At 56.7% G+C, this 25744-nt stretch carries 18 protein-coding genes; 8 read left to right on the top strand and 10 right to left on the bottom strand.

Annotated elements, in window-relative coordinates:
- Nucleotides 1-11: 11 nt before the first annotated feature.
- The 7 genes from CLV58_RS07510 (at nucleotide 12) to CLV58_RS07480 (ending at nucleotide 14714) form a co-directional block, all read left to right on the top strand.
- Nucleotides 12-3515, top strand: a complete 3504-nt coding sequence (locus tag CLV58_RS07510) for a SusC/RagA family TonB-linked outer membrane protein (RefSeq protein WP_106137174.1) — start codon at nucleotides 12-14, stop codon at nucleotides 3513-3515.
- Between the two features lie 7 nt (nucleotides 3516-3522).
- The gene (locus CLV58_RS07505; protein WP_106137173.1) at nucleotides 3523-5391 is read left to right on the top strand and encodes a RagB/SusD family nutrient uptake outer membrane protein; all 1869 of its coding nucleotides are present in this window, start codon (nucleotides 3523-3525) and stop codon (nucleotides 5389-5391) included.
- A 93-nt stretch (nucleotides 5392-5484) separates the two neighbouring features.
- Complete coding sequence (locus tag CLV58_RS07500) at nucleotides 5485-6177, top strand: DUF3823 domain-containing protein (RefSeq protein ID WP_106137172.1); 693 nt, start codon at nucleotides 5485-5487, stop codon at nucleotides 6175-6177.
- An 83-nt stretch (nucleotides 6178-6260) separates the two neighbouring features.
- Entirely contained in the window at nucleotides 6261-8762 is a 2502-nt protein-coding gene (locus CLV58_RS07495; RefSeq protein ID WP_106137171.1) for a glutaminase family protein, read from the top strand.
- Nucleotides 8763-8856: 94 nt separating this feature from the next.
- Entirely contained in the window at nucleotides 8857-10812 is a 1956-nt protein-coding gene (locus tag CLV58_RS07490) for a glycoside hydrolase family 2 protein (RefSeq protein ID WP_245882255.1), read from the top strand.
- 298 nt (nucleotides 10813-11110) lie between these two features.
- Nucleotides 11111-12313 carry an enolase C-terminal domain-like protein gene (locus CLV58_RS07485; RefSeq protein ID WP_106137170.1) on the top strand — a complete coding sequence of 401 codons (1203 nt, stop codon included), beginning with the start codon at nucleotides 11111-11113 and terminating at the stop codon, nucleotides 12311-12313.
- Nucleotides 12314-12707: 394 nt separating this feature from the next.
- On the top strand, nucleotides 12708-14714 hold the full coding sequence (locus CLV58_RS07480; RefSeq protein ID WP_106137169.1) for a beta-L-arabinofuranosidase domain-containing protein: 2007 nt from the start codon (nucleotides 12708-12710) through the stop codon (nucleotides 14712-14714).
- A gap of 26 nt (nucleotides 14715-14740) precedes the next feature.
- Here the strand turns inward: CLV58_RS07480 and CLV58_RS07475 are convergent, their stop codons facing one another.
- From CLV58_RS07475 to CLV58_RS07450, 6 genes are all read right to left on the bottom strand, one after another.
- Nucleotides 14741-15175, bottom strand: a complete 435-nt coding sequence (locus tag CLV58_RS07475; RefSeq protein WP_106137168.1) for a putative toxin-antitoxin system toxin component, PIN family — start codon at nucleotides 15173-15175, stop codon at nucleotides 14741-14743.
- Entirely contained in the window at nucleotides 15172-15399 is a 228-nt protein-coding gene (locus CLV58_RS07470) for a hypothetical protein (RefSeq protein ID WP_106137167.1), read from the bottom strand. Before CLV58_RS07470 ends, CLV58_RS07475 begins: the two co-directional genes overlap by 4 nt.
- Nucleotides 15400-15513: 114 nt before the next feature.
- A complete protein-coding gene (locus CLV58_RS07465) occupies nucleotides 15514-16542 on the bottom strand; it encodes an SDR family NAD(P)-dependent oxidoreductase (RefSeq protein ID WP_245882254.1) in 1029 nt (342 codons plus the stop codon).
- Between the two features lie 80 nt (nucleotides 16543-16622).
- Nucleotides 16623-17138 carry a hypothetical protein gene (locus CLV58_RS07460; RefSeq protein WP_106137165.1) on the bottom strand — a complete coding sequence of 172 codons (516 nt, stop codon included), beginning with the start codon at nucleotides 17136-17138 and terminating at the stop codon, nucleotides 16623-16625.
- 57 nt (nucleotides 17139-17195) lie between these two features.
- Complete coding sequence (locus CLV58_RS07455; RefSeq protein WP_106137164.1) at nucleotides 17196-18578, bottom strand: Gfo/Idh/MocA family protein; 1383 nt, start codon at nucleotides 18576-18578, stop codon at nucleotides 17196-17198.
- Between the two features lie 152 nt (nucleotides 18579-18730).
- Nucleotides 18731-19441, bottom strand: coding sequence for a GNAT family N-acetyltransferase (locus CLV58_RS07450; RefSeq protein WP_106137163.1), 711 nt, complete (start codon nucleotides 19439-19441; stop codon nucleotides 18731-18733).
- Nucleotides 19442-19841: 400 nt separating this feature from the next.
- Between CLV58_RS07450 and CLV58_RS07445 the strand changes: the two genes are divergently transcribed.
- Entirely contained in the window at nucleotides 19842-21170 is a 1329-nt protein-coding gene (locus CLV58_RS07445) for an MFS transporter (RefSeq protein ID WP_106137162.1), read from the top strand.
- 88 nt (nucleotides 21171-21258) lie between these two features.
- On the opposite strand, the gene CLV58_RS07440 is transcribed toward CLV58_RS07445, so the two are convergent.
- The 4 genes from CLV58_RS07440 to CLV58_RS07425 form a co-directional block, all read right to left on the bottom strand.
- Nucleotides 21259-22368: an ABC transporter ATP-binding protein gene (locus CLV58_RS07440; RefSeq protein WP_106137161.1), complete on the bottom strand. Its 1110-nt coding sequence runs from the start codon at nucleotides 22366-22368 to the stop codon at nucleotides 21259-21261.
- 89 nt (nucleotides 22369-22457) lie between these two features.
- Nucleotides 22458-23741 (bottom strand): hypothetical protein, encoded by a 1284-nt coding sequence (locus tag CLV58_RS07435; RefSeq protein WP_106137160.1) that lies wholly within the window; start codon nucleotides 23739-23741, stop codon nucleotides 22458-22460.
- A 106-nt stretch (nucleotides 23742-23847) separates the two neighbouring features.
- The gene (locus CLV58_RS07430) at nucleotides 23848-24645 is read right to left on the bottom strand and encodes a carbohydrate ABC transporter permease (RefSeq protein WP_106137159.1); all 798 of its coding nucleotides are present in this window, start codon (nucleotides 24643-24645) and stop codon (nucleotides 23848-23850) included.
- Nucleotides 24646-24863: 218 nt separating this feature from the next.
- Nucleotides 24864-25715: a carbohydrate ABC transporter permease gene (locus CLV58_RS07425; protein ID WP_106137158.1), complete on the bottom strand. Its 852-nt coding sequence runs from the start codon at nucleotides 25713-25715 to the stop codon at nucleotides 24864-24866.
- Nucleotides 25716-25744: the final 29 nt, after the last annotated feature.

The following is a 25744-nucleotide window of genomic DNA, read 5'->3' as shown; positions in this document are numbered from 1 at the left end:
CTCCTTTGCCCATGAAACATACCTTACGTGCTTACGCCTGCTTGCTGACCGGAGCGATCGTAACCAGTCTCGGCGCGGCCGGCAACGCGCAGATACTGGCCCGCGCCGGACAGGTTCGTCAGTCGACGGAAGAGCCCCACAACGCGGGAAACCGATCGTTACGCGATGCCCTGACGGCGCTGAAAAATCGCTACCAGATCAACCTGCTGTTCGAGAATCGGCTGATCGAACACGTCGTCGTACCGGTCAGTAGCATACAGCTCGATGCGTCGGCAGAAACGTCGCTGCACACCCTGCTGCGCCCACTGGGCCTAACATACCGCAAGATGAAGGAGGGGGCCTACATTATCGTAGCGGCTCATACCGACACGAAAACCGTCACGGCGGAGCCCCTGCGGTCGACGCAGCGCATTACTGCCATCGCGCCTTATTCGTCAACGAATACCAGTCCAGCCTTACCGACCGTGGGGCAAAGTACCGATCAGACCGTTCGGGGTGTCGTGCGCGACAGTACCAACGGGCAGGCACTACCGGGCGTGAGCGTCGTACTGAAGGGGTCGCAACGGGGTACGACTACCGACGCCGACGGCAACTTCCGCATCGACGTTCCCGACGCCAGCGCCGTGCTAATCTTCAGCTTTATTGGCTTCGGCAACAAGGAAATTGCGGTTGGGAATCAGACGAATCTGACCGTCAGCCTGAAATCGTCGGATCAGTCGCTAAGCGAAGTAGTCGTCGTCGGCTACGGTACGCAGCGGAAAGAGTCGCTGACGGGCGCTATTTCGAGCATCACCAGCCGCGACATCGAAAAGGCCAAGACCAGTACGGTCAGTGCGGCTTTGGCGGGCAAGATTCCGGGCGTATCGTTTCGGCAGGCGGAAGGGAGACCCGGCGCGTCGGCACTCCTGCAGGTGCGCGGCATGGGCGATCCGCTGTTCGTTATCGACGGTATCCAGAAAGATGCCGGTCAGTTCAACAACATCGCCCCGTCGGATATCGAGTCGATTTCGGTGTTGAAAGATGCGTCGGCGTCGGTGTACGGATCGCGGGCGGCCAACGGCGTTGTCATCGTGACGACCAAAAGGGGCAAAACCGGTAACCGCAACACCATCAACCTCGACGCCTACTACGGCGTGCAGAACTGGACCCGTTTCCCGAAAGGCGTAAGCGCCTACGACTGGATGGTGGGCAAAGCCGATGCAGAAGTCAACCAGACGGGTAAGACGACCATCACGCAGGACGAACTGAACAAATGGAAGCAGGGTACCGAGTACGGCTATAAAAGCTTCGACTGGTACAACTACATCGTCGGGAAAAACGCCCCGCAGTACCAGATCAACCTGAACGCGTCGGGCGGGTCGGAAAAGATCAACTACTACTTCTCGGTCACGCGGCTGAATCAGGACGCGGTGCTGAAAGATTACAACTTCAACCGAACCAACATTCAGTCGAACATCGACGCCCGCGTTGCCGAACGACTCAAGATCGGCGTGCAGATCAACGGCCGGATCGAGACGCGGCAAAATCCGGGCGTACCGGGTGGCGATGATTACTGGGCACCCCGCTTCGCCCTGTTCCGCAACCGGCCTACCGAGCGTCCCTACGCCAACGACAACCCGCTTTATCCGAACAACATCGGCCACAATGCCGAAAACTGGGCGCTGCTGAACTACGCCATTTCGGGCTATGCCCGCGACGACTGGCGCGTGCTGCAAACCAACTTCAACGCTGAATATCAGCTTCCGATCAAGGGCCTGACCGCCCGTGGGGTCTACTCCTACTACTTTGCCGACCGGCTGTCGAACATCCACGAATACACCTACGACGTGTATACCTACGACCCGGCTACCGACAAGTACAGCATCACCGGCGGCAGTTCGAACCCCTATCGCGAACGGGTAACGCGGAAGATCTTCGAGAACGTGTTACAGGGTCAGCTGACGTACAACAACACCTTCGGGCGACACACGGTCGGCGGCACGTTCGTCGCCGAACGGATCAGTCGGCGGGAGCAGGAAACGTTTGTGCACTCGGTACCGAAGACCAACGTGCTGCCGCTGATTCAGTTTGCCGACATGGACACCTACAACGACACCGACTACGAAGAAGCACGGATCGGGTACGTGGGCCGGGCGACGTACAACTACGCGGATAAGTACTTCGCCGAAGTGTCGGGTCGGCGCGATGCTGCCTGGCGCTTTGCACCGGGTCGGCGGTGGGGCTTCTTCCCGTCGGTGTCGGCAGGCTGGCGAATCAGCGAAGAATCGTTCTTCAAAAACCTGAATCAGACTGTCCTGAGCGACCTGAAACTACGGGCGTCGTACGGGAAGCTGGGCGACGACAACATCGGTCTCTCTGCCTTCGCGTATCTGCCCGGCTACAACTACGCGTCGTCAACGGTCGTGCTCGATGGGCAGGTCATCAAGGGCTCGCGCAACGCGGGCGTTCCCATCACGAACCTTTCCTGGTTTACCAGCACGATCACCGACATCGGTCTCGATTATACCCTGTTCAACGGACGGCTGACGGGCGAACTGGATTACTTCTACCGCAAACGGACGGGGCTGCGCGGCCGGAAGTACGACATACTGGTACCGAACGAAATCGGCTATGCGCTGCCCGACGAAAACGTGAACAGCGACGCCCGGATCGGGGGCGAAGCCTCGCTGGCCTACAATGGCACCTTTAAAGGCATCGGCTTCCGACTGGGCGGGAACGTCGGCTATTCGCGGGGCCGATCGCTGCAAACCTACCGACCGACCTTCGGTAACTCGTGGGATTACTACCGCAACTCGATCGAAAACCGCTGGAGCAACATTTTCTGGGGCTACGAAGTGATCGGGCAGTTTAAATCGGTCGATGAGATCAACGCCTATACGGTCAATAACGACGGGCAGGGTAATAAGACCATGCTGCCGGGCGACTTCATCTACCGCGACGTCAACGGCGACGGCCGCATCGACGACTACGATCAGCGCCCCATTGGTTACCCCGTCTCGACCGTACCCGTTGTCAATTTCGGCATCAACCTGTCGCTTACCTACAAAGGCTTCGACATGACGGCCGATTTTTCGGGTGGGTCGATGTATTCCTACAACCAGAACTGGGAGATGCGGTGGCCGTACCAGAACACGGGCAACCTGCTGGCATCGATGTATACCGATCGCTGGCACCGGGCCGACCCGCTCAACGCCGACAGTCCCTGGATTGAGGGCAAGAATCCACCGCTGCGCTTCAACGACGGTGGCCACAACAACTACAACAAAAACTCGTCGTGGTGGCTCACCAACATCAGCTATCTGCGCCTGCGGACGGCCGAAATCGGCTACTCACTTCCCGCATCGCTGTTGAGCAAAATCAAGATTCAGCGGGCCCGTATCTACGTCAACTCGTTCAACCTGTTCTCGCTCGACAACGTACGCGCCCTGGGCATCGACCCCGAAATCACCGAAGAAAACGGCCTGCAATACCCACAACACCGGCTGGTAAACCTGGGCGTTAACCTGTCGTTCTGACCTGACCATGAAAAAACTAACGATTACCCTGCTTGCGCTGCTGGCCGTCTGCGGTGGCTGTAACGACGAGGATTTTCTGAACCGGGAGCCCCGGAACATCCTGCTGAACGAGCAGATCTTCTCGAACGAACAGCTGACGCTCTCGGCCATGGCCGACCTGTACGACCGCTTCCCCGATTTTCAGCGGACCGACCGCTGGTATGAGTTCACCAATTTCGACGAAGCCTTTGCCTCTAACTCCGGCGACTATTTCCGGCATCAGAATCAGGAGTACAACTACGACAGCTGGAACTACTGGGATTACGGCTACCTGCGCGACCTGAACCTGTTTATTCAGCAGTGCAGTCAGGCGACGGCGCTGGCACCGGCCGTGCGCGACCGGTATCTGGCCGAAGCGCGCTTTATCCGGGCGGGGGTGTATTTCGAACTGGTCAAACGCATGGGTGGGGTACCGCTCATCCTCGACCCACTGACCTACGATTTCAGTGGCGACGCAACCTCACTGCGGAATCCGCGCAAGAAGGAAAGCGACATCTATGACTTCATCATCAGCGAAATGGAGGCTGTTCAGGCGGTGCTTCCCAGCGACCCGTCGATCAAAGGGCGGGCGACGAAAGCCGCTGCCCTGGCCATGGAAACACGGGCTGCGCTGTATGCCGGCTCGATTGCCCGCTACGGCGTCAACACCCCGCAGGTGTCGCTATCGGGCGGTGAAGTGGGCATCCCGGCAGAACGGGCAACGGGCTATTACCAGACGGCCCTGAAAGCGGCCCAGGCCATCACGGGCTATGCGCTGTACCAGAAAAACCCAGCGAACCTGGCCGATAACTTCGCCAACCTGTTCCTCGACAAGGCGAATAACCCGGAGGTCATTTTCGTCTACGATTACAAGCTGAAGAGTGGCAAGATCGTCGGCTGGACACTGGACAACAGCCCCCTGACCTCGGCAGAAGAAGGCACCAATGGCGGGCGGCTGAACCCCTCGCTGAACCTGGTGCAGTCGTTCGAAAAGCTCGACAATACGTTTGCGCCGTTGCCGATCAGCGACGCAGCGGGTAATCCGATTTACTACAGTAATCCCGCCGATCTGTTTGCCGGACGCGATGCCCGGCTGGCGGGTACGGTGCTGTACCCCGGCACCTCGTTCAAAGGGAAGCCGGTCGACATCTGGGCGGGCTATCAGCTCGGAAACGGCTCCGTCGTCACTGCTGACAAACCCGGAGGTCAGAAGACACTGCCCGGCGGCACGACACCGGTTGCCGTTATTGGCCGCGACGGCCCGATCGACGGACTGGAATACACGGCGCAATCGGGTTTTTACGTCCGCAAGTACCTCGACCCGACGGTAGGATCAGCGCAGATCGGTACGCAAAGCGAGGTTTGGTGGGTGCGGTATCGCTATGCCGAGGTGCTGCTCAACGCGGCCGAAGCGGCCTTCGAACTGGGCCAGAAAGGCGTCGCCGTCGACTACCTGAATCAGGTTCGCGCCCGCGCCGGCCTGACCACGCCACTCACCGCTGCCGACCTTACGTTCGACCGGATCGTCCACGAACGGAAGGTAGAACTGGCCTTTGAAGGCCACGAACTGTGGGACTACAAACGCTGGCGGCTGGCACACGTGGTCTGGAACGGAGCCAGTACGGAGCTGACAAAAAACCCCGGCAAGGCCGACGACCCCAGCACGCGCGTCTTCGGGCTATGGCCGTACAAGGTCTATGATCCGGGTCAGCCCAACGACGGCAAGTGGCTGTTCCGGCAGGTACTCCCCAGCCGGGTGACCAACGCCCACCGCTTCCGGCTCGGCAACTACTACTCGTTCATCAACGACGACATCCGCGCCAACAACCCCCTCATTGTCCGCAACCCGAACCAGTAATAGAATGATTGAGTGATGGAATGATTGAATGGGCTGGCGCAAAAAATTCAATCACTCAATCATTCAACCACTCAATATCTCAACACGGCAGCCATGAAATTCCTATCCATTGTATCACTCTGTCTCTTCGCTACGATCTCGCTCTTCTCCTGCGCGTACGACAACTATCCGGCGCCGGAATCGCGGTTGCAGGGGCGGCTCGTCTACCAGGGCGAACCCATCAATGTGGAGTATAACAACGTCACCTTTGAACTGTGGGAACCCGGCTGGCAGAAGCGTATCCCGATTACGGTTACGGTCGCGCAGGACGGCTCGTATTCGGCCCAGTTGTTCAAAGCAACCTACAAGCTCGTCATCCCGACGGCGCAAGGACCGTTCCAGTCCGTCCGGCGGGACAACTCCGACACAACGACGGTGAATCTGACGGGCGATCAGACGCTCGACATCGACGTGCTGCCTTACTACATGGTCCGTACACCGGCATTTTCACTCAGCAACGGTACCGTGTCGGCAACCTGTAAGCTGGAGCAGATCATCACCGGCACCAATGCACGGGCTATCGAGCGGGTGTCACTGTACCTGAGCAAGACGCAGTTTGTCGACAGCCGGACCAGCCTGAGTTCGGTCGATCTGGCGGGTTCGGCGATCAAAGACCTGAGCGCCGTCTCACTCTCGGCCAGCATGCCCGCCATCACGGGACAGACCTATGCCTACGCCCGCATCGGTGTAAAAATCGCGGGCGTCGAAGACCTGATCTTCTCACCCGTTCAGAAGGTTCAGCCCTGACGGATGCCCGTTTGTGAGTATAGCCGCCTGTCGGTTTGCTCTCTATAGTGGCATCGTTCGTTTGCTTATTTACCAACCTATCAATGCAAAACTGTTCTTTTCTCCGCACAGCCACGTTGCTGGCGGCCCTGACTACCCTGACGGCGCAGGCGCAGGAATTGCGTCCGCCCGCTTACCCGCTCGTCACCCACGACCCGTATTTCAGCGTCTGGAGTACGACCGACAAACTCACCGATTCACCCACCCGCCACTGGACCGGCAAGCCGCAGTCGATGGAAGGCGTTATCCGGGTCGACGGCAAGGCGTACCAATTCCTGGGTGCCGTTCCGACGACCTACACCAACCTGCTGCCCACGGGCGAATCGGCTCCGTACACCGCCCAATACACGCTGACCAAACCCGAGCCCGGCTGGGAAAAACCCGACTATAACGCCAAGGGCTGGAAAACCGGACAGGGTCCGTTTGGTGACAATGCAGAATCGCGCACACGCTGGCTGAGCAGCAAAACCGACCCGAACGGTATTCACATCCGGCGCGAATTCACGTACGACGGCAAGCTCGACCCCGACAAACTGCTGCTGTCGGCCAGTTATGACGACGATCTCACGGTCTATCTAAACGGCACGCTGATCCTGACGAAAACCTGCTGCGCGGGTGAATACCGGCAGGAGCCGTTGTCGGCAGAAGCGAAGAAAGCCCTGCGGAAAGGCCGTAACGTGCTGGCCATTCACTGCGTCAGCCCCATCGGTGGTTCGTTTGTCGACGTCGGCATCGTCAGCCCGGTCGTGACGAAAGGCATAGCCACGGCGCAGCAGACCGACGTAACGGTGACGGCAACCCAGACGGACTACGCGTTCACCGCCGGCCCCGTCGACCTGCACCTCAACTTCCTGTCGCCCCTGTTGCTCGATGAACTGGAAGTCGTTGCTCGGCCCGTTACGTACGTAACCTTCGACGTAAAATCGCGCGACGGGAAAACCCACGACGTACAGGTTTATTTCGGCGAAGCGGGTACTATGGCTACCAATACCGGCGGTCAGGAAGTGGTCGGCGATGCGGGCACGACGGCGGGGCTGACGTGGCTCAACGTCGGGACAAAGCAGCAGCCGTTGCTACAGAAAAAAGGCGACAACGTCCGCATCGACTGGGGCTACGCGTATCTGGCGGCTCCCACGGCGGAAGGCGCGCAACTGTCGCCCGGCCCGATCGAGTCAATGAAAGCGCGGTTCATTCAGGCGGGTCACGTACCGGCCGGTAAAATCTCGCTGGGTACGGGGCAAACCTACGGGCTGGCAATCAGCATGCCGCTGGGCAAGGTCGGTAAAGACGTGGTCGAGAAGCATTTGCTGCTGGGCTACGACGATCTGTATTCAGTGCAGTACTTCGGCAAAAACCTGCGGGCGTGGTGGCGTCGCGACAACAAAACGACCATGCCACAACTGCTGCAAACCGCCGAAAACGACTACGCCCGGCTGCGCAAAAAGAGCGCGGATTTCGACAAACAACTTCGCGCAGACGCAGAAAAGTCGGGGGGTAAGCAATATGCCGACCTCTGCGTGCTGGCCTACCGACAAGCCATCTCGGCGCACAAAATCGTCGCCGGGCCAACGGGCGACGTACTATTTTTCTCGAAAGAGAATTTCTCCAACGGTTCGATCGGTACCGTCGACGTGACTTATCCATCGGCACCGATGTTTCTGCTGTACAACAATGAACTGGCGAAGGGGCTGCTGCGCTTCATCTTCGACTACAGCGAATCGGGGCGGTGGAAAAAAGACTTCCCCGCGCATGACGTAGGCACCTACCCGCTCGCCAACGGGCAGACCTACGGCGAAGACATGCCCGTCGAGGAAGCCGGCAACATGATGATTCTGACCGCTGCGGCCGTGCGGATGGACGGGAAGCCCGATTTCGCCAAACAACACTGGCCAACGCTGACCAAGTGGGTGGGTTTCCTCAAACGCGACGGTTTCGACCCCGCCAATCAGCTTTGCACCGACGACTTTGCCGGACACCTGGCCCGCAACGCCAACCTGTCGGCCAAAGCCATTATGGGCATTGCCTGCTACGGACAGATGGCCGCGCTGCTGGGCGATCAGAAAACGGCCGACGAGCACCTGACGCTGGCCCGCGATCTGGCCCGCAAGTGGATGCAGATGGATGCGGAAGGCGACCACTACGCGCTGACCTTCGACAAGAAGCCGGGTAGCTGGAGTCAGAAATACAACATCGTCTGGGACAAGCTGCTGAATCTGGACGTGTTCCCGAAAGAAGTGGTGAAGAAAGAAATCGACTTCTACCTGACCAAGCAGGAACCATATGGCCTGCCCCTCGACAGCCGCAAGACCTACACCAAGTCGGACTGGATTATGTGGACGGCGACGATGGCCGATTCGGACAAGGATTTCAACGCCTTCATCGGTCCCATCTGGAAATACGCCAACGAAACCCCCACGCGGGTCCCGCTCAGCGACTGGCACGAAACCGTAGACGCCAAGCAGGTCGGTTTCCAGGCCCGGTCGGTGGTCGGCGGCTACTACATCAAGATGCTGGCCGATTACCTTGAGAAGCATCCAAAACAGTAACGAACCTGGCTGCCCCGACTGATTACGTACCGAGTGAAACGTAGTTGATCGGGGCAGTCTGTTTCTACGAAATTCCTACCCTGAACTTACCCCTATGCGAAACATTACTTTGCAACGAACCGGCACGCTACTCGCACTGAATGGCCTGCTGACGTCGTTCGGCTTTGCCCAGTCGCCAGCTACGCCAGCCGTTCGGCCGGCCCCGATTATGAGCCGCTGGGAGAAACAGGTGACCGCCGACAACGCCTGGCGCGAGTACCCCCGCCCGCAACTGATGCGGCAGCAATGGCAGAACCTCAACGGCATGTGGGACTATGCCATCACGCCCAAAACAGCCCCCGCCCCAACGCAATTCAGCGGAGCGCCGGACCGGGGACAAATACTGGTACCCTTCGCCGTCGAGTCGACGCTCTCGAAGGTGACCAAACCGCTTACGCCCGATCAGCGGCTCTGGTACCGGCGCAGCATAACAGTGCCCCGCGACTGGAACGGGCAGCGGGTACTGCTGCACTTTGGGGCCGTCGATTACGAATGCAGCCTGTGGATCAACGGCGGGCTAGTCGGTTCGCACACCGGCGGCAGCGACGCCTTCAGCTTCGACATTACCGACTACCTGAAAGACGGGCAGAACCAGCTTCTTCTCGGCGTTACCGACCCCACATCGACGGGCGAACAGCCGCGCGGCAAACAGTTACTCAACCCCAACAGCATCTGGTACACGCCCGTGTCGGGCATCTGGCAGACCGTCTGGATGGAGCCGGTCCCGAAGGCCCACCATATCGACGAGATCCGCCTGACACCGGAAGTCGATTCGGGCCGGGTGCGGGTCGAAGTGCTGCTCGACAAGCCCGTGACCGGCCCAACCACAGCCATTCGTCTGACGGCGATGGACGGCAATCAAACCGTAGCGACGACGATAACCCGGGCGGACCGCGTTGCCTACCTGCCCATCCAGAATCCAAAACTCTGGTCGCCTGATAGCCCGTTTCTGTACAATTTCCGCGCTGAACTCGTCACGGTCAACGATCCGTTTGCCGGAACGGCCAATGACAAGCGCCCCCGCCGAAACGACGCCGAACGGGCGGCCTACGCGAAAGCCACTGTCACCGGTACCGCAGCCGATGCCGTAACCAGCTACTTCGCCATGCGCAAAATAGCCATGGGCCCCAACCCGACGGGTTCGACAGGGAATCAGCCGGTGCTGCTGCTGAACAACAAATTCGTGTTTCAGAACGGCCCACTCGATCAGGGCTGGTGGCCGGGCGGTTTGCTGACGCCCCCCTCCGACGAAGCCATGGCGTTCGAGATTGATTTCCTGAAAAAGTCGGGGTTCAACATGCTGCGGAAGCACATCAAGGTCGAGCCCGATCGGTACTACTACCTCTGCGATAAACTGGGTATCCTCGTCTGGCAGGACATGCCGTCGGGTTTTCTGGAAGGCCAGAACGAGTCGCCCGGTGATCAGTTCGAACCCATTCGCCGGTCGAAGGGCGTCGAGCAGTTTGAGCTGGAGCTGCGCCGGATGATGAATCAGTTGCACAATCACCCCAGCATTGTCACGTGGGTCGTGCACAACGAAGGCTGGGGACAGTACGACAACCCACGACTGTCAGCCTGGGTGAAAGGCCTCGACCCGAGCCGGACGGTCAACGCGGTAAGCGGCTGGAACGATCGGAACGCGGGCGATTTTTTCGACATCCACACCTACGAACCCGAGCCCCGTTTTCCCGCGCCCAAATCCGACCGGGTGGTGGTCATCGGCGAGTTTGGTGGCATTGGCTGGCCCATTCAGGGGCACCTCTGGAATCCCGAGATGCGCAACTGGGGTTATCAGACCTACCACTCAGCTGCCGAAGTCGAGAAGGCGTACCGGACGAAGTACGCCAAAATCGCCGACTACTATAAAAATCGGGCGCTCTCAGCCGCTGTCTACACGCAGACGACCGACGTGGAAGGCGAGGTCAACGGCCTGCTGACGTACGACCGCGAGGTGATCAAGATTCCGGTCGAGACCCTCCGGCAGATCCACGCACCCCTGTTCGACAAGTAACGGTTTCTACGCATGCTTTACCCGGCTGCGGCCGACCATCCCTGCCCTGAAGGTGGTGAAATTAGCACACAAACTCCTCCCCCTTCAGGGCAGGGCCGTTAAGTTCTGGGTAGCCCCCCCCCAGCTCCCTAAAGGGGGAGCCGTTCATCCGCAGAATGCTCCCCCTTTAGGGGGCTGGGGGGGGGTTAGCCGAAGGAAATTTGGCCAATACCAGCATTAAATCAAGAACTTAACAGCCCTGCCCTAAAGGGGGCCGCGGGTAAAGTACGCAGGACAAAAACGGGTAAAAACAAACGCTATGCAACGCCGACGCTTTCTCCAGAACCTGATGGGGGCTACCGCATCCGTCCTTGCGCTCGACACGCTGTCAGCCTACGCCAGCGCGGGGGCTGACGAACTGATGAAGCACCGCATCGCCGACATCAGCTACACCGACGTGCAACTGACATGGCCTCGCTTCGTTGGTAAAAATGCCCGGCGCGACATTCACGGTCACGGCCCCAAAATCACCGTCTGTATGCTGACGACCGATCAGGGGGCCAAAGGCTGGGGGCAACCCAACGGCCGGCGCGATGATGCGCGCATGGCGTACCTGAAAGGAAAGCGCGTCGGTGAGCTGTTCCAGACTACCGTAGGTGTCACCGACCCGCAGGCGCTGGCAGTCGACGTTCCGCTGCACGATCTGGCCGGGGTAATCCTGAAACAGCCGGTCTACCAATTACTGGGCAAGTCCAAACCGACGTTGACCAAATGCTACAGCGGTATGATTTACTTCGATGAACTGGAGCCCAAAGCCGGGAAGGTCGACACGATGGCGAAGGGGATGGATCAACTGCTCGCCAACTGCGCGCACGACTACAAACTCGGCTACCGGCAGTTTAAACTCAAGATCGGGCGGGGGAATATGTGGATGCCGCGCGACGCTGGTGTGCAACGTGACGTGGAGGTGACGAAGCTCGTCGCCAAAACCTTCCCCGACTGCGAGATCCTGGTCGACGGCAACGACGGCTTTACGGTCGACACCATGATTGCGTACCTGAAAGGCATCGACGGCATTCCCCTGTTCTGGCTTGAAGAACCGTTTGCCGAAACCGTAGCCGACTACCGCAAACTACGCGACTGGATGAAGGCAAACCAGGTCAAAACGTTACTGGCCGATGGCGAATACGAACCCGATCAAACACTGCTCACGGAGCTCGCCCGGCAAAAGCTTATCGACGTCCACATCTCCGACATCATGGGCTACGGGTTCACGCCCTGGCGTAAACTGATGCCACAACTACAGCGTATGGGCATTCAGGCATCGCCCCACGCGTTTGGCGAGCTAACCAAATCATACTACACGGTTCAGCTAACAGCCGGTCTGGGCAATACCGTCACGATCGAGGGGGTTCCCTGCACCAGCGACGACATCGACTTCGGCGACTACCGCATTGTCGACGGAAAATTCGTACCGCCAACAACACCGGGCTTCGGTATGAAGCTGCTGAAAACGACCTGATCTTTTCTTCTTTACAAACTTCGTCAAGTGTTCCGCCCTTTCACCCCCCAACCCCCTAAAGGGGGAGTATTCCACAAAGAAACCACTCCCCCTTTAGGGCTAATCTTGTAGGGGTTTCACGTCCTGTACTTAACTGGCTTTATGGACAGGCTTTTTTACCCCTAAATCCCCTGAAGGGGACTTTACTCGCACTTAGAAAAAGTCCGGCAGCGGCCGACCGCCCTTCAGGGGATTTAGGGGTAAAAAAGCTCCTTTGCGAAGTGCTCGGTTTTGAAGGCTCAAAACCCCTACAAGGTTAGCCTTTAGGGGGCTGGGGGGTAGATGGACTAGAACTTAACAGCCCTGCCCGCTAGGGGGCGGGGGGATACCCGCTACCAAATAATCAACCCAACCTATGACCCGTCTACATTCACTCCTGCTCTTACTGCTTGTTAGCCTGACCGGGTTTGGTCAGCAGAAACCCGTTAACCGCAATCCGTATCGCGAATTACCGCTGGGTGCCATTCGGCCGAAGGGCTGGCTGCGTGAGATGCTGGTACGGCAGCGCGACGGGGCCACGGGGCAACTCGACAGTCTATATCCACTGGTGATGAATCAGCGCAATGGCTGGCTGGGTGGCGACGGCGACCAATGGGAACGCGGCCCGTACTGGATCGACGGCTTACTTCCCCTGGCCTACATTCTAGACGACAAAACGCTGATTGCCAAAACCAAACCCTGGGTCGAGTGGACGCTCAACAGTCAGCAACCCGACGGCTATTTCGGTCCATCGAAAGACTACAGTCCCGAACCCGGCATTCAGCGCGACAACAGCCGCGACTGGTGGCCGAAAATGGTGATGCTCAAAGTACTGAAGCAATATTATTCGGCAACCGGCGACAAACGCGTCATTAACCTGATGACCCGCTACTTTCGCTACCAACTGGCCGAACTACCCAAAAAACCGCTCGACCACTGGACGTTCTGGGGCCGCTACCGGGGTGGCGACAACCTGCAGGTCGTCTACTGGCTGTACGGCATCACGGGCGACAAGTTCCTGCTCACCCTGGGCGACCTGATCCATAAACAAACCTTCGATTATACCAATGCCTTTCTGAACACCGATCTGCTGAGCCGGAAAGGAAGTATCCACTGCGTCAATCTGGCGCAGGGATTTAAAGAACCGCTGGTGTACTATCAGCAGCATCCCGACGAAAAGTACCGGAAAGCGTCGAAGAAAGGACTGGCTGATCTGGGGACGTACAACGGCATGGCACACGGCCTGTTCGGTGGCGACGAAGCCCTGCATGGTAGCGATCCCACGCAGGGATCGGAGTTCTGTTCGGCAGTCGAAATGCTGTTTTCGCTCGAAAGCATGCTCGAAATCTCCGGCGATCTCGCTTACGCCGATCAACTGGAACGGATCGCCTTCAACGCGCTACCGACGCAGGCCACCGACGATTACATGGGGCGGCAGTATTTTCAGCAGGCCAATCAGGTAATGGCCACCCGGCACATGCGCAACTTCCGCGACAACCACGGTGGTACCGACGTCTGCTTCGGCCTCCTGACGGGCTATGCCTGCTGTACGTCGAACATGCACCAGGGCTGGCCCAAATTCACGCAGAATTTGTGGTACAGTACCGGAACGGCGGGACAGACGAATAACGGTATTGCGGCCCTGATTTATTCACCGAGCGAAGTCAGAGCCACGGTTGGTAAGGGCGTACCGGTAACGATCAGTGAAGAAACGAATTATCCGTTCGAAGAGACCGTTCGGTTTACAGTCACGGTTGAGAATAGCACCAAGGACGTGGCGTTTCCCTTTCAGCTACGCATTCCTGCCTGGTGCAAAAAAGCGGCTATCCGTGTCAACGGTAAAACCGTGCAGGAGCTGACTGGTAACCGAATCGCCACGATCAACCGAACGTGGAAATCAGGCGACGTGGTCGAGTTACAGCTACCCATGCACATCAGCCGGAACCGGTGGTACGAAAACTCGATGTCGGTAGAACGGGGGCCGTTGGTGTACGCGCTGAAAATCGGAGAAACCGCGAAACAGATCACCAACAAAAAAGATCCGATCGACTACGGCGATACCTACACCGAACTTCGCCCTACAACACCCTGGAACTATGGATTACTCAACGTGGCCAACGACAAACTCGACAGTGCGTTCCCGGTGAGCAATACCGGCCCGGTCGCAATCTATCCCTGGAATCCGGACAAAGCGCCGTTGACCATCAAAGCCCGCGCCCGGCGCATCCCGACCTGGCAACTGTACAACGACATGACCGGCCCCATGCCGTACAGCGCCATTTACGGCATCGACGCCGACGAAACCGTCGAAGAAATTACCCTGATTCCCTACGGCTGCACCAACCTCCGCATCGCCCAGTTTCCCGTCATCGGAGGTCAATAGAAAAACAGGCCGTAGCAAATCGGAAGCTACGGCCTGTTTTCGTTACCTGAGGTCAACTCCTCCAGTTTAGTCAGTAGCTGGTCTGGATTTAGAACATCCATAGCAGGGAATGGATGCGACTTTAGTATAGTAAAGTGATTATCAAACGTTACCACACAATCAGCACCGGCGATTAGTCCAGCATCGACAAATTTATTATCATCAGGATCAGCCTCGATGATTCCCCACATGAACGGCGTGTCGACCCGAACAACGTTGGGCAGTTTGGCCATGAACTCCAGAAAATTGTTAGCGACAATCTCGTTCGTCTTACGGGTTAGTATCTCCTGGTACTCTAACAGGATGGCCGTGCTTACAACTAACTCAATACGTCCCGTAGTTAATGCTGAGATTATGGATCGGTACCGTGACGCTTTGGGCAGGGCCGCCAGTAGGCTATTTGTATCCAGAACAATCCTCATGCCTGCGGCTTGTAGGGGGTTCTGTCATGCCCTTTAGCCCACTCGTCGATGGTATTTTCATCCCAAGCATTTTCTTGCCACAGTCGATCCATTTCTGCATCAGCCTTATCTAGAAAGTACTTAGCCAGCAGCTGACGAATTTCAATCATTTGCTCATCGGGCAACGTGTAGGAGAAGGTCTGGATTAACTCCAGTTGTAAGTTGGTGAGTTTAGTAGTAACCATATCGCCTTTATTTAACGTCAATATAGCCGTTCTCTGCTCACTAACGTCTAGTACAATACGACATTTTCACGCCAAAACAGGCTAACTGGCTCATGATAGCGGTGAGCTTATCCCCTACTCATTATTTGCTTCTGCAGCCTGATCGGCCAGCGTGGCAACGAACGAACGTGAAATTGCCGATTCACTCTCGTATCCCTTCGCGCTGGCTTCGCCGATACCGCCGGGAGCAGGTAGTAGCCGATTGACGACCGACAGCGTGTCCATGAACAGCCCCGGCATCAGGCTGTGCAGTGCGGTCAGCATCCTGGCGGGTAGCGACACGACAACCTGCGCCCGCCCAATCCGGCAGGCGTCAAGCACTTGCCGGGCACATTCTTCGGCGCTAACCGTCAGCAACGGCAGCGCATCGGCAATTTTAAACCAGGCATATTCCTTCTCGTTTTGCCCCTTGACGATGGCATGACGCGGGCTACCCGTCCGAATCAGGCCGGGACAAACCGTCGTGACCAGAATACCGTCCTTCAGCAGTTCAGCCCGGATACTTTCCGAGTAACCCACCAGCGCAAACTTACTGGCTGAATACGGTGCCATATGCGGAATCGCCACTTTCCCCCCGATCGACGTAATGTTGACGATACGGCAGGGGTGCGTCCGGGCGTGATCCCGCATACCGGGCAGGACAGCCTCGACGGTTCGGTAGGCGGCCCAGAAGTTACTGTCCATCGCCAGCTTGAAATCGGCCTCCGTAGTATTTTCGTAGGGCGATACACTGATGACACCCGCGTTGTTGACCAGCACGTCAATGGGTCCGAACTGTTGCTCGACGGTCGTGATAAAGGCGTCAATATCGGGTTTGTGGGTCAGGTCGCAGGTGATGGCCAGGATGTCGGTGCCGTATTGAAGCAGGTCCGCTTCGGCCCGAACCAGCTCATCGGCATCGCGCGCACAAATGGCGACGTTAGCGCCTTCTTGTGCAAACTGCCGGGCCATAACTAGCCCCAGCCCACGCGACCCACCCGTGATAACGACGGTTTTACCAGCGAAACGCATCGTCCGCTGATGCTTTACATAGGCGCGGGCGGCAACGGCAGCGCCAACACCCAACAGTGTCCAGAGCAAGGGGGGACCAGTCGATTTATTCATAACGTTCGTACAGACAGTCGCCATTTATCCGACCACCGTCTTTGCCTAACGCGCAGCACCCTGCTACGGTTATGAGAAAATCAACGAGTGGCTCCAGCTTCCGTCATGTCAACCCAGGCTGTTTTGAATTCATTAGTGGTTCTGTCCTCGTACGTTACCACTAAAAATTTACCTGCGATTTTCTCAAGCTTAATCGTGTAAAACTGAAAAGGTAGCGATACAGGCCGGGGCACAAACGACTGGTCAATCACCAATAAATCGCCCTCATCTGACGTATACGCAAAAAGGCCATTCTGATCATCAGCGACTACGCTCCTGATTGTGCTTTCTGCTGTGTAGTAAATGAGCTCCTCCGTTTGACCATCTATAAAATAGCCTTGGCCATCCGCAATTACAAAGGCAAGGGTACCGACTACGTCAACGTGTCGATAGGCATTCTCTCCTCCATGCAGGCAGGCAACCCATTCCGTATAGTCATCCTTACAAAAGAGCACCCAGCTCCAGGGCCTAATAACATGCTCCCTAAATGGCACATCAATAATTTTTTCCCGATGTTCACCACTCGCTGGTTGTGTAATGAAAATTGCCTGAATCATCTTGATATGTAGCTGACAGACCTAAACGGTTTTTTGAAATCGTTTAGGTCTACGCGATCAGACTTTCTGCCGGGTGGGGTGAACCCAGGGTTGCCGGTACGGGCGTTGCAATAATTTGGTGGCTTCCGGATCACCGACGACTTCGCGCTTTTGCGGGTCGTAGACCAGTGGGCGGCCGGTTTTCATGGAGAGGTTTGCCAGAATACAGCTTGCCGTCGAGATGTGGCCTTCTTCGATGTCGGCAATAGGGCGGCCGTTCCTCTCGATAGCCGCCAGAAAATCGAGCATGTGCAGGCGGGTAGCCGGGGCTGCGTTCAACTCGATTCGGTCTTCGTTCAGGTCTTCGGGGTATTTCTCTTTTTCGTAGACGACATCTTTGTGAATCTTCTCTCCTTTCGTCGGGCCGTCTTTACCTTCGGGAATGAAGTCGTAGCTCATCGTGCTGGCCCAAAGCGTACCCTTGTCGCCGTACAGCGTAAACGACCACGGGTAGTCGGGATTATTGGGCGTACCCCAGGTCCGGTGCTGCCAGACACAGTTCAGGCCGTCGTACTCAAACAGGGCCGACTGCGTATCGGAGATATTCGATTTTCCTTCTTTCTGCACGTAGATACCCCCGGTCGAACTGACACGTTTCGGCCAGCCCAGCTTCAGCATCCAGCGGACGGTGTCGAACATATGTACGCACATATCGCCCATGATGCCGTTGCCGTATTCGGTAAACGTCCGCCACCAGCGAATGTGCGGCAGGCCGTCGTAGGGACGCTTCGGCGCGGGACCGGTCCACATCTCGTAGTCGAAAAAGGCAGGAACCGGCTCGACCGGCGGATTGCCGTTGTTGCGCATGTGGTAGTAGCAGCACATCTCCACATGCTTGATGTTGCCCAGCAGTCCGGCGTCGACAATGTTTTTCTTGGCGTCGATCAGGTGCGGGGTACTTTTGCGCTGCGTCCCGACCTGCACGACCTTGCCATACTTACGCGCGGCTGCCACCATGGCCTCCCCTTCCAGTACGTCGACGCTAATTGGCTTCTGCACATAGACATGGGCGCCCGACTTGACGGCTTCGATCATGGGCAGGGCGTGCCAGTGGTCGGGTGTCCCGATCAGCACAATGTCGAGCTGATTCTCGGACAGCAGCTTCCGGTAGTCGCCATACAGCTTCGGTACTTTACCCGATTTCTGCCGCTGACTAACCAGTTTTCCCGCTTCGTCAAGTTGATGCTGATCGACGTCACACAGGGCAATCACTTCGACGGGAGCCACCTGAATCAACCGAAACAGATCGCTTTTCCCATACCAGCCCGTACCGATCAAGGCGACGCGGTAGGTTTTGGCCAGCGAGCCGAGCGGCAAACCACTTGTGTCGAGTGTACTCAAGGCTAATGAAGCGGCCGAACCCAGCAGGAAGTGACGGCGGTCGAGCGAAAAGGCAGTCATAACGGAAGCAGTGTTTTCTGAAGAACCTACCCAACAAAGACGTTGCCCAGCCCGACTTAACTATCGGTGACCAAACAAAAAGCCCCGCTGATAATCAGCAGGGCTTTCATCTATATGCGATCACCGCATACCGAAAACAGTAAACCGAATAATCAGTGCGCAGCTTCCAGTTCGCGCTCCCGCGACCGTGTGCGCGCCCGGTCGATGTGCAGACGCATCAGGATACCTTTCTTGATACGCATCCAGCGTTCGTACAAGGTTGATTCGGTCAGGAAATTCCACTTCTCTTTTTTCTCCTCTTTACGATGTTCTTCCGGATCGTACAGCATACCCGTACACAGACAGTGCTTCCGGTTCGTACGCGTCAGAATATCGAAGTTCGTACACGTCTGACAGCCTTTCCAGAACGAATCGTCGCCGGGCAGTTCACTTAGTGTCACCGGATGATAGCCCAGATCGGAATTAATTTTCATCACGGCCAGGCTCGTCGTGATACCGATAATCTTGGCCGTTGGAAACATCGTCCGCGACAGTTCGAACGCTTTGGCTTTGATGCGCGTTGCGATACCGCTTTTCCGGTGTTCGGGATGTACGATCAGCCCTGAGTTCGCCACGAACTTGCCGTGGTCCCAGGTTTCGATGTAACAAAACCCAACCCACTCGCCCGTCAGGGTCAGCGCGATAATCGCTTTGCCTTCGAGCATCTTTTCCATGACGTATATCGGCGACCGTTTGGCAATACCGGTTCCGCGTGCTTTCGCACTTTCTTCCATCTCATGGCAAATGGCTTCTGCCAGTCGCAGATGGTTTTCGCTGGCTACCTGAACAATGTACTGGTCGTTGACTACTTCTGGCTTAATCATCGTCGTTGATTGTGCAGCCTTACGGCCGCTGCGGAGACGTTGTTATCCGCGTCGTGAATGTGGTTGGACTATGTAAACGGAAAAGGGGGCGAAACTGATTTACCACGTAGGTAAATAATGCTATATGGTCCATACGGACCTAAACCGGAAGGGCGTAGTATGGAAGAAGGTCGGTATGAGAACGAGCTTACCCATCGGTTGTGAACTGACAAAAATAGCGGACAAACATCGGGAGATTCTCCGGGTCCTGCAATAGTCAAACGGATTTTTTCTGCGATAGTTCACCTACTTTTCAAACATCTCGACTGCACAATCCGTACGATAACAGTCTGGCCTGTGCATGAGTAGGTTACGCCAGCTATACGATCTATAATCGTGCCGATTATTCCTTCCTCAACCCATGCAGATTGCCCTTCCCTCGCCCAGTTATCCGCTGACGCTTAGCCAGAGCCGCCCGTTGCGCTATGGTGTCTTTTTTTACCTGTATGTCATGCAGGGAATTCCGGCCGGTTTTTATCTAACGGCACTGGCCAATTATTTTACCGGAAAAGGTGTCAGTCCCGACGTTGTGGGGTCGTTTATCGCCGTTATCGGTCTACCGTGGGCGTTTCAGTTTATCTGGGGACCGCTGATCGACCGGTTCCAGGGGTCGGCAATGGGTCGGCGGAAACCGTGGGTTGTCGGCTCGCAATTGATGACGGTACTGGCTTCCTGCGTACTGCTGTTCGTGGGTGATCCCATTGCGCAGGTCAGTACGTTGGGCTGGCTGTTTTGCCTGCGTAGCGTGTTTGCCGCCATTCAGGACGCCAGTGTCGATGCGATGGCGATCACGGTCATTCCAGAAGACGAACGCGGCCGGGTCAACGCCTTCATGCGAGCCGGGTATCTGGTCGGAACGGGCATCGGCGCAGCCGTGTTCGCGACCATTCTGCGCGACTACGGCTTTCATAGCGCGGCTCTACTACAGATCATGTTTCTGCTGACGGGGGTCGTCCTGATGGTTTTTATTCGTGAACAACCCGGCGATCGGCTACTGCCTCTATTTAGCGAGGGCATACCGCAGGATCGGATGCGCATCAATCAGTCGAAAGCAGTCGCGTCAACGCATATCGATCACGATTTCAAGTGGCTGTTTAGCGAGCTGTTCAGGGGCTTATTTGCCCGGCAAAGTATGTTATTGTTCGGTGCTATTCTCCTGGCTTATGTCAGTAACGCTTTATTCCTACGAGCCTACAATCACCATCTGATCGACGAATTGGGCTGGGCCGATACCGACGTATCTGTGCTGACGGGTACGTACGGGATGCTGGCGGCCACCGCCGTCGCCCTGATCGGCGGTAGCCTTGCCGACCACTTCGGCGCTCGTCGACTGCTCATCGTCGTTATGGGTATCGTAGCCGTGTATCTAATCAGTTTCAATGTATTGTCGGCCAGTTGGGTCCAGCGCGACGTTGCCCGGACGGGTCTGGTCGTGCTGTACTTTATGGACCCGGCGGTGAGTGCGGCTGCCATGCCAGTGCTGATGGCGATTTGCCGCAAGGGTGTAGAAGGGTCACAGTTCACGACGTACATGGCGTTTGTCAACCTGAGCGACGTCGCCGGCACGTATTTCGCGGGCAGTGCGCTGCTGCATTTCACCGCCCCCACCATTGGCCTGTTCGGTGGATGCCTGGCCGTGGTCGCCATGGCGACGGCGCTGTTGACATTACGGCATTACCGAAAAACATAGGGACAAATTGTATTGACAGGATTACATGATTGACAGCATTTTGTACAATCTAAATCCTGCTAATCCTGTAATCCTGTCGAAAAAAATTTCAGCGGATGACTAGCTCGGTTTCGTCGTCGAAAAAATGGGCGTGTGCCGTGCTGAGAAAAAGCGTAGCTGACTGGCCGACAGCGAGCGCGAGTACATCGGTCGGTGAAAGACGGGCTACCAAACGGCTCTCCCCCATCGTGACATACGCCAGCGCTTCATTACCCATATTCTCCAGCGCATCGATCCGTACCGGCAGCGGCACAGCCTGCTCGTTGACTGATACCACAGTCAGGTGTTCAGCCCGGATACCCAGCGTCACTAGCTTGCCGACGTAGGGCGTTAACGCTGTCTGTTGCGCAACATCGGTTATCGGTATATTCATCGCTACACCTGCGGTTATAAAGCAGCGTACGCCGTCAACCTGCCGCACCTGACCCGGCAGGAAGTTCATGGGTGGCGTACCGATAAAACCGGCGACAAACCGGTTGGCCGGTCGATTATAAAGCGTCAGCGGGGTGTCGAACTGCATGACATCACCCCCGCGCAGCACGACGATCCGGTCGCCGAGCGTCATGGCTTCGACCTGATCGTGGGTGACGTAGATCATCGTTGCCCGGAGTTGTCGGTGTAACTTCTGTAATTCGATCCGCGTCTGCCCACGCAGTTTGGCGTCGAGGTTACTCAGCGGTTCATCGAACAGAAACACTTTGGGTTCGCGCACAATAGCCCGCCCGATAGCGACGCGCTGCCGCTGCCCGCCCGACATATCTTTCGGCTTACGATCGAGCAGGTTTTCGATCTCCAGAATACGGGCTGCCTGCGTCACCCGCTCCCGGATGTCGGCCTTCGCCATGTTGCGCAGCTTCAGCCCAAACGCCATATTCTCAAACACCGTCATGTGCGGATACAGGGCATAATTCTGGAAGACCATGGCAATGTCACGGTCTTTCGGCGGCAGGTCGTTGATGCGTTTGCCATCGAGCAGCAGGTCGCCGGACGTGATGTCTTCCAGCCCAGCAATCATGCGCAGCAGTGTCGACTTCCCGCAACCGCTCGGCCCGACCAGCACGACAAATTCCTGATCGCGCACGTCGATCGTAACATCCCGAATCACGGTCGGGCCGTTGCCGTACGCCTTGGCAATATGCGTCAAAGTAACGTTAGCCATGTTTTGCTAATTGAGTGGTTGAGCGATTGAATGAGTGATAGAATGATTGAATGGGCTGACGCATCACATTCAATCATTCTATCACTCATTCATTCAATCATCCCATATTTTTCCAGCCGCTGAAACGCCCAGAGACTTTCGATAGTTGATTCAGCGCCCGAATTTCGGTTGATACCCGTTGCACCGATACCGTCGTACCCGCGCCCGGTCGATCGGTCGTACATGGGCGTGTTGGCGACGTTCTTACCCAGAAACCAGCCTGCCAGTTGCCGGGCGAGCGTGGCGTAGTTCTGGTTTTTGGTCTGGTCGTAGGCTTCGAGTGCCGCCCAGATCATCGGCCGTATGCCATACGCGATCTGCGAAAACTGACTCGTCCGAATGGGTATCAAGGTAGTATCGGTTTGGTTCACAGCGAACGATTCAAGGTACTGCTGCTGAATGAGCCAGGGATAGAAATTGTCGATCTCGCGTCGGGCGGCTGCCTGCCAGTCGGGCTTGGCTAGTTGCTTGCCCACCCTCAGCAAGGCGTATGCCTGATCGCTGGCGTAGGCATGCCAGGTGTTTTCGAAACTCAGTATCGCGCCGTACGGAAACTGGTTTGGTCCGCCGTGCTGCATCGCTACGATACCGCTTCCCAGTTTATCGATCAGTCGCAACACGGCCAGATTCGCCTGCCGCTGCTGCACGTTGGCCAGACAAAGCAACAGGATAGCCGCCTGATCGGTACCCGACCCGAACGGTAACCACGTCGGCACCGCGACGCCCTGACTATGGCCGTACTCGGCCGGTTTATCCCCGAAGTCCCGCACGACATTGGCGGTAATTTTCTGCGTGGCCGTCAGAATGCGTCCGGCGAACGCGGTATCACGCTTTTGGTAGTACGGGTACGCTTCGGTCAGGTACCAGAACGCCCGCCACGACCAGAAATTAGCTTCGGCGACACTGGTACGGAACGTCGTGTTGATGGTGCGATCGGGCCACAGAAAATTATAGAAGTAGCCAGCGCCGGACACCCCGACGGGGGCCTGAAGTTGCAGGACAAACTCCGTCATAGCGCGCAGCTTGGTCTGCTTGCCCCTGTTTCCATTCAGATCGGGTTCGTTGAACAGAAACAGCGCTGCCCGTGCCACATCGTCGATGCAGGTAAAGCCCTCATCGTCGTCGCCGACAAGCCGGTAGTCGGGCGCATTGCTGTAAATCGCTATCGTTCCAACCGTCGCGCTGTTGGGCAACGTCACGGTCTGGTACAGGTGGTCGAGATGGGCGAGGTTGACGTATCGCCGGGCGGGAGCCGACTGCGCGCCGAGACGACCGCTACCACTGACGATCAGCAGGACGATTGCTATAAAGTGGTAAAAACGAGACAGGTACATTGACTACTAAAGTCTATAGTTGATTCTCCCCCTGTTGTTGAACATCCCCGTCCTAAACAGACCTAAAAGGTTTTGGAAACCTTTTAGGTCTATGACGAAAAGACCCTTAGTCTTTCAGCCCCGACGAGGCCATACTGCGGATAAAGTGTTTCTGAAAAAATAGGTAAAGGATAACCACGGGAACAGCCAGCAGGACGGCAGCCGCAATCTTGACGCCCAGTTGCCCCTCTGCCCGACCACCCACCGAAAACAGCGTAACCAGTTGCGGCATCGTCATGGTCGATTCATCGCGGATAACGATGAGCGGCCACAGGGCTTCGTTCCACAAGCCCATAAACGTCAGAATCGTAATCGTCAGCACGGTGGGCAGGACGTTGGGTACCAGGATTTGAAAGATGATCCGCAACTCCCCCGCCCCGTCGATTCGGGCAGCATCGATCAGCGCCTGTGGCAAGCTCTGAAAGGCCTGCCGAAATAGTAACACCGCCAGCGAACTCAGTGAAAACGGCACGATCAGCGCCAGATACGTATCGATCCAGCCCAGCCGTACCATCGTGATGTAATTCGGGATCAGCGTAATCTGAAACGGTAGCGTCATGGTAAAAATGATCGCGTAGAAAATCCAGTCGCGCCCCACGAATTCGTACCGGGCCAGCGCATAGCCCACCATGGCCCCCGTTATCAGTACAAGTCCCGTCGTTATGATGGCGACGAAGGCACTATTCAGGAAGGCACGACCCAGCGGTATTTTGGTAAAAACGGTCACGTAGTTGTTCCACGTAAACTGCTCCGGCAGTAGCGTCAGGTCACCCAGACCACTTTCCGCCGACAGCGACGCGCTCAACATCCAGATAAACGGATACACAAACGTCAGTGCAGCCAGCGCGAGGAGGAAGTATTTCATGTCGGTTTATGGTATTCGGTTTTCAGTTTACGGTTTGTCGTAGTGGGTTGTTGACTCTAAAAATTACGCTTCTACCTCGATCTGTGTCTCCATAGATCTGTATCCGGCAGGTAAGTTCGGCAACACACCTGTGAGTTGCATGACGCCCTCCTCGTACACCGGCCGCCGAGAACTGAAAACCGAATACCGTAAACCGAAAATCGTGTACCGTAAACCGATCAATTTTCCTGCTCGACATACCGGCGCTGGATGATGACGACGAACAGAATGATCAGGGCGAAACAGAAGCCGAGCGTTGCCGAATAACCCATGTGGTAATATTGAAACGCCTGCTTGTAAATGTACATTACCGCCGACAAGGTACTGTTCAACGGACCGCCCTCGGTCATGATGTAGGGTTCGATGAACAGGGAAAAGCCGCTGATCGTCGACAGCACGACGACGGTGAACAGCGTGGGGTTGATGATCGGCAGCGTGATATACCGGAACTTCTGCCAGGTCGTTGCCCCTTCCAGGTCAGCCGCTTCGTAGTACTGCTCCGGCACGGATTGCAGGCCGACCAGAAACAGAATCACGTACAGTCCGACATTCTTCCAGGTTGCCATCATCGCGATCGAATACATGACAATGGCGGGATCGTCGAGCCAGGCAACGCGCGGCAGGTGCAGGCTCGTCAGCATCCGGTTGATAAGGCCGGCATTGAAGCCGAGCAGTTGCTGCCACAAGATCGTTACGACAACGCCCGACACGATAACGGGCAGAAAGAACGCCCCCCGAAAAAAGGACGCGCCCCGCACAGTCCGGTTCAGCAGTTCAGCCAGGCCCAGCGCCACGACAATCTGTAACGGGATATGCACCAGCAGAAACCGGATCGTGTTCCAGACCGCCTGCCAGAACAGCCGGTCGTGCAGCAGTCGCTCGTAATTACCCAGCCCAATGTATTCCATGGGTGAGATAATATTCCACCGGTGGAAGGTCAGCACAATCGAAAACACCACCGGAAACGCCACAAACACCGCGAAGTGCAGGACATACGGCGACACGAGCAGGTATGGGGTCAGTTTTTTCATAGGTACGTTTATTGAATGATGGAATGACG

Origin of the sequence: Spirosoma oryzae (genome assembly GCF_003002825.1) — a bacterium.
In the GTDB taxonomy this organism is placed as follows: Bacteria; Bacteroidota; Bacteroidia; order Cytophagales; family Spirosomataceae; genus Spirosoma; species Spirosoma oryzae.
The sequence above is the reverse complement of the archived record's forward strand: the minus strand, read 5'-3'. Positions and strand labels throughout refer to the sequence as shown.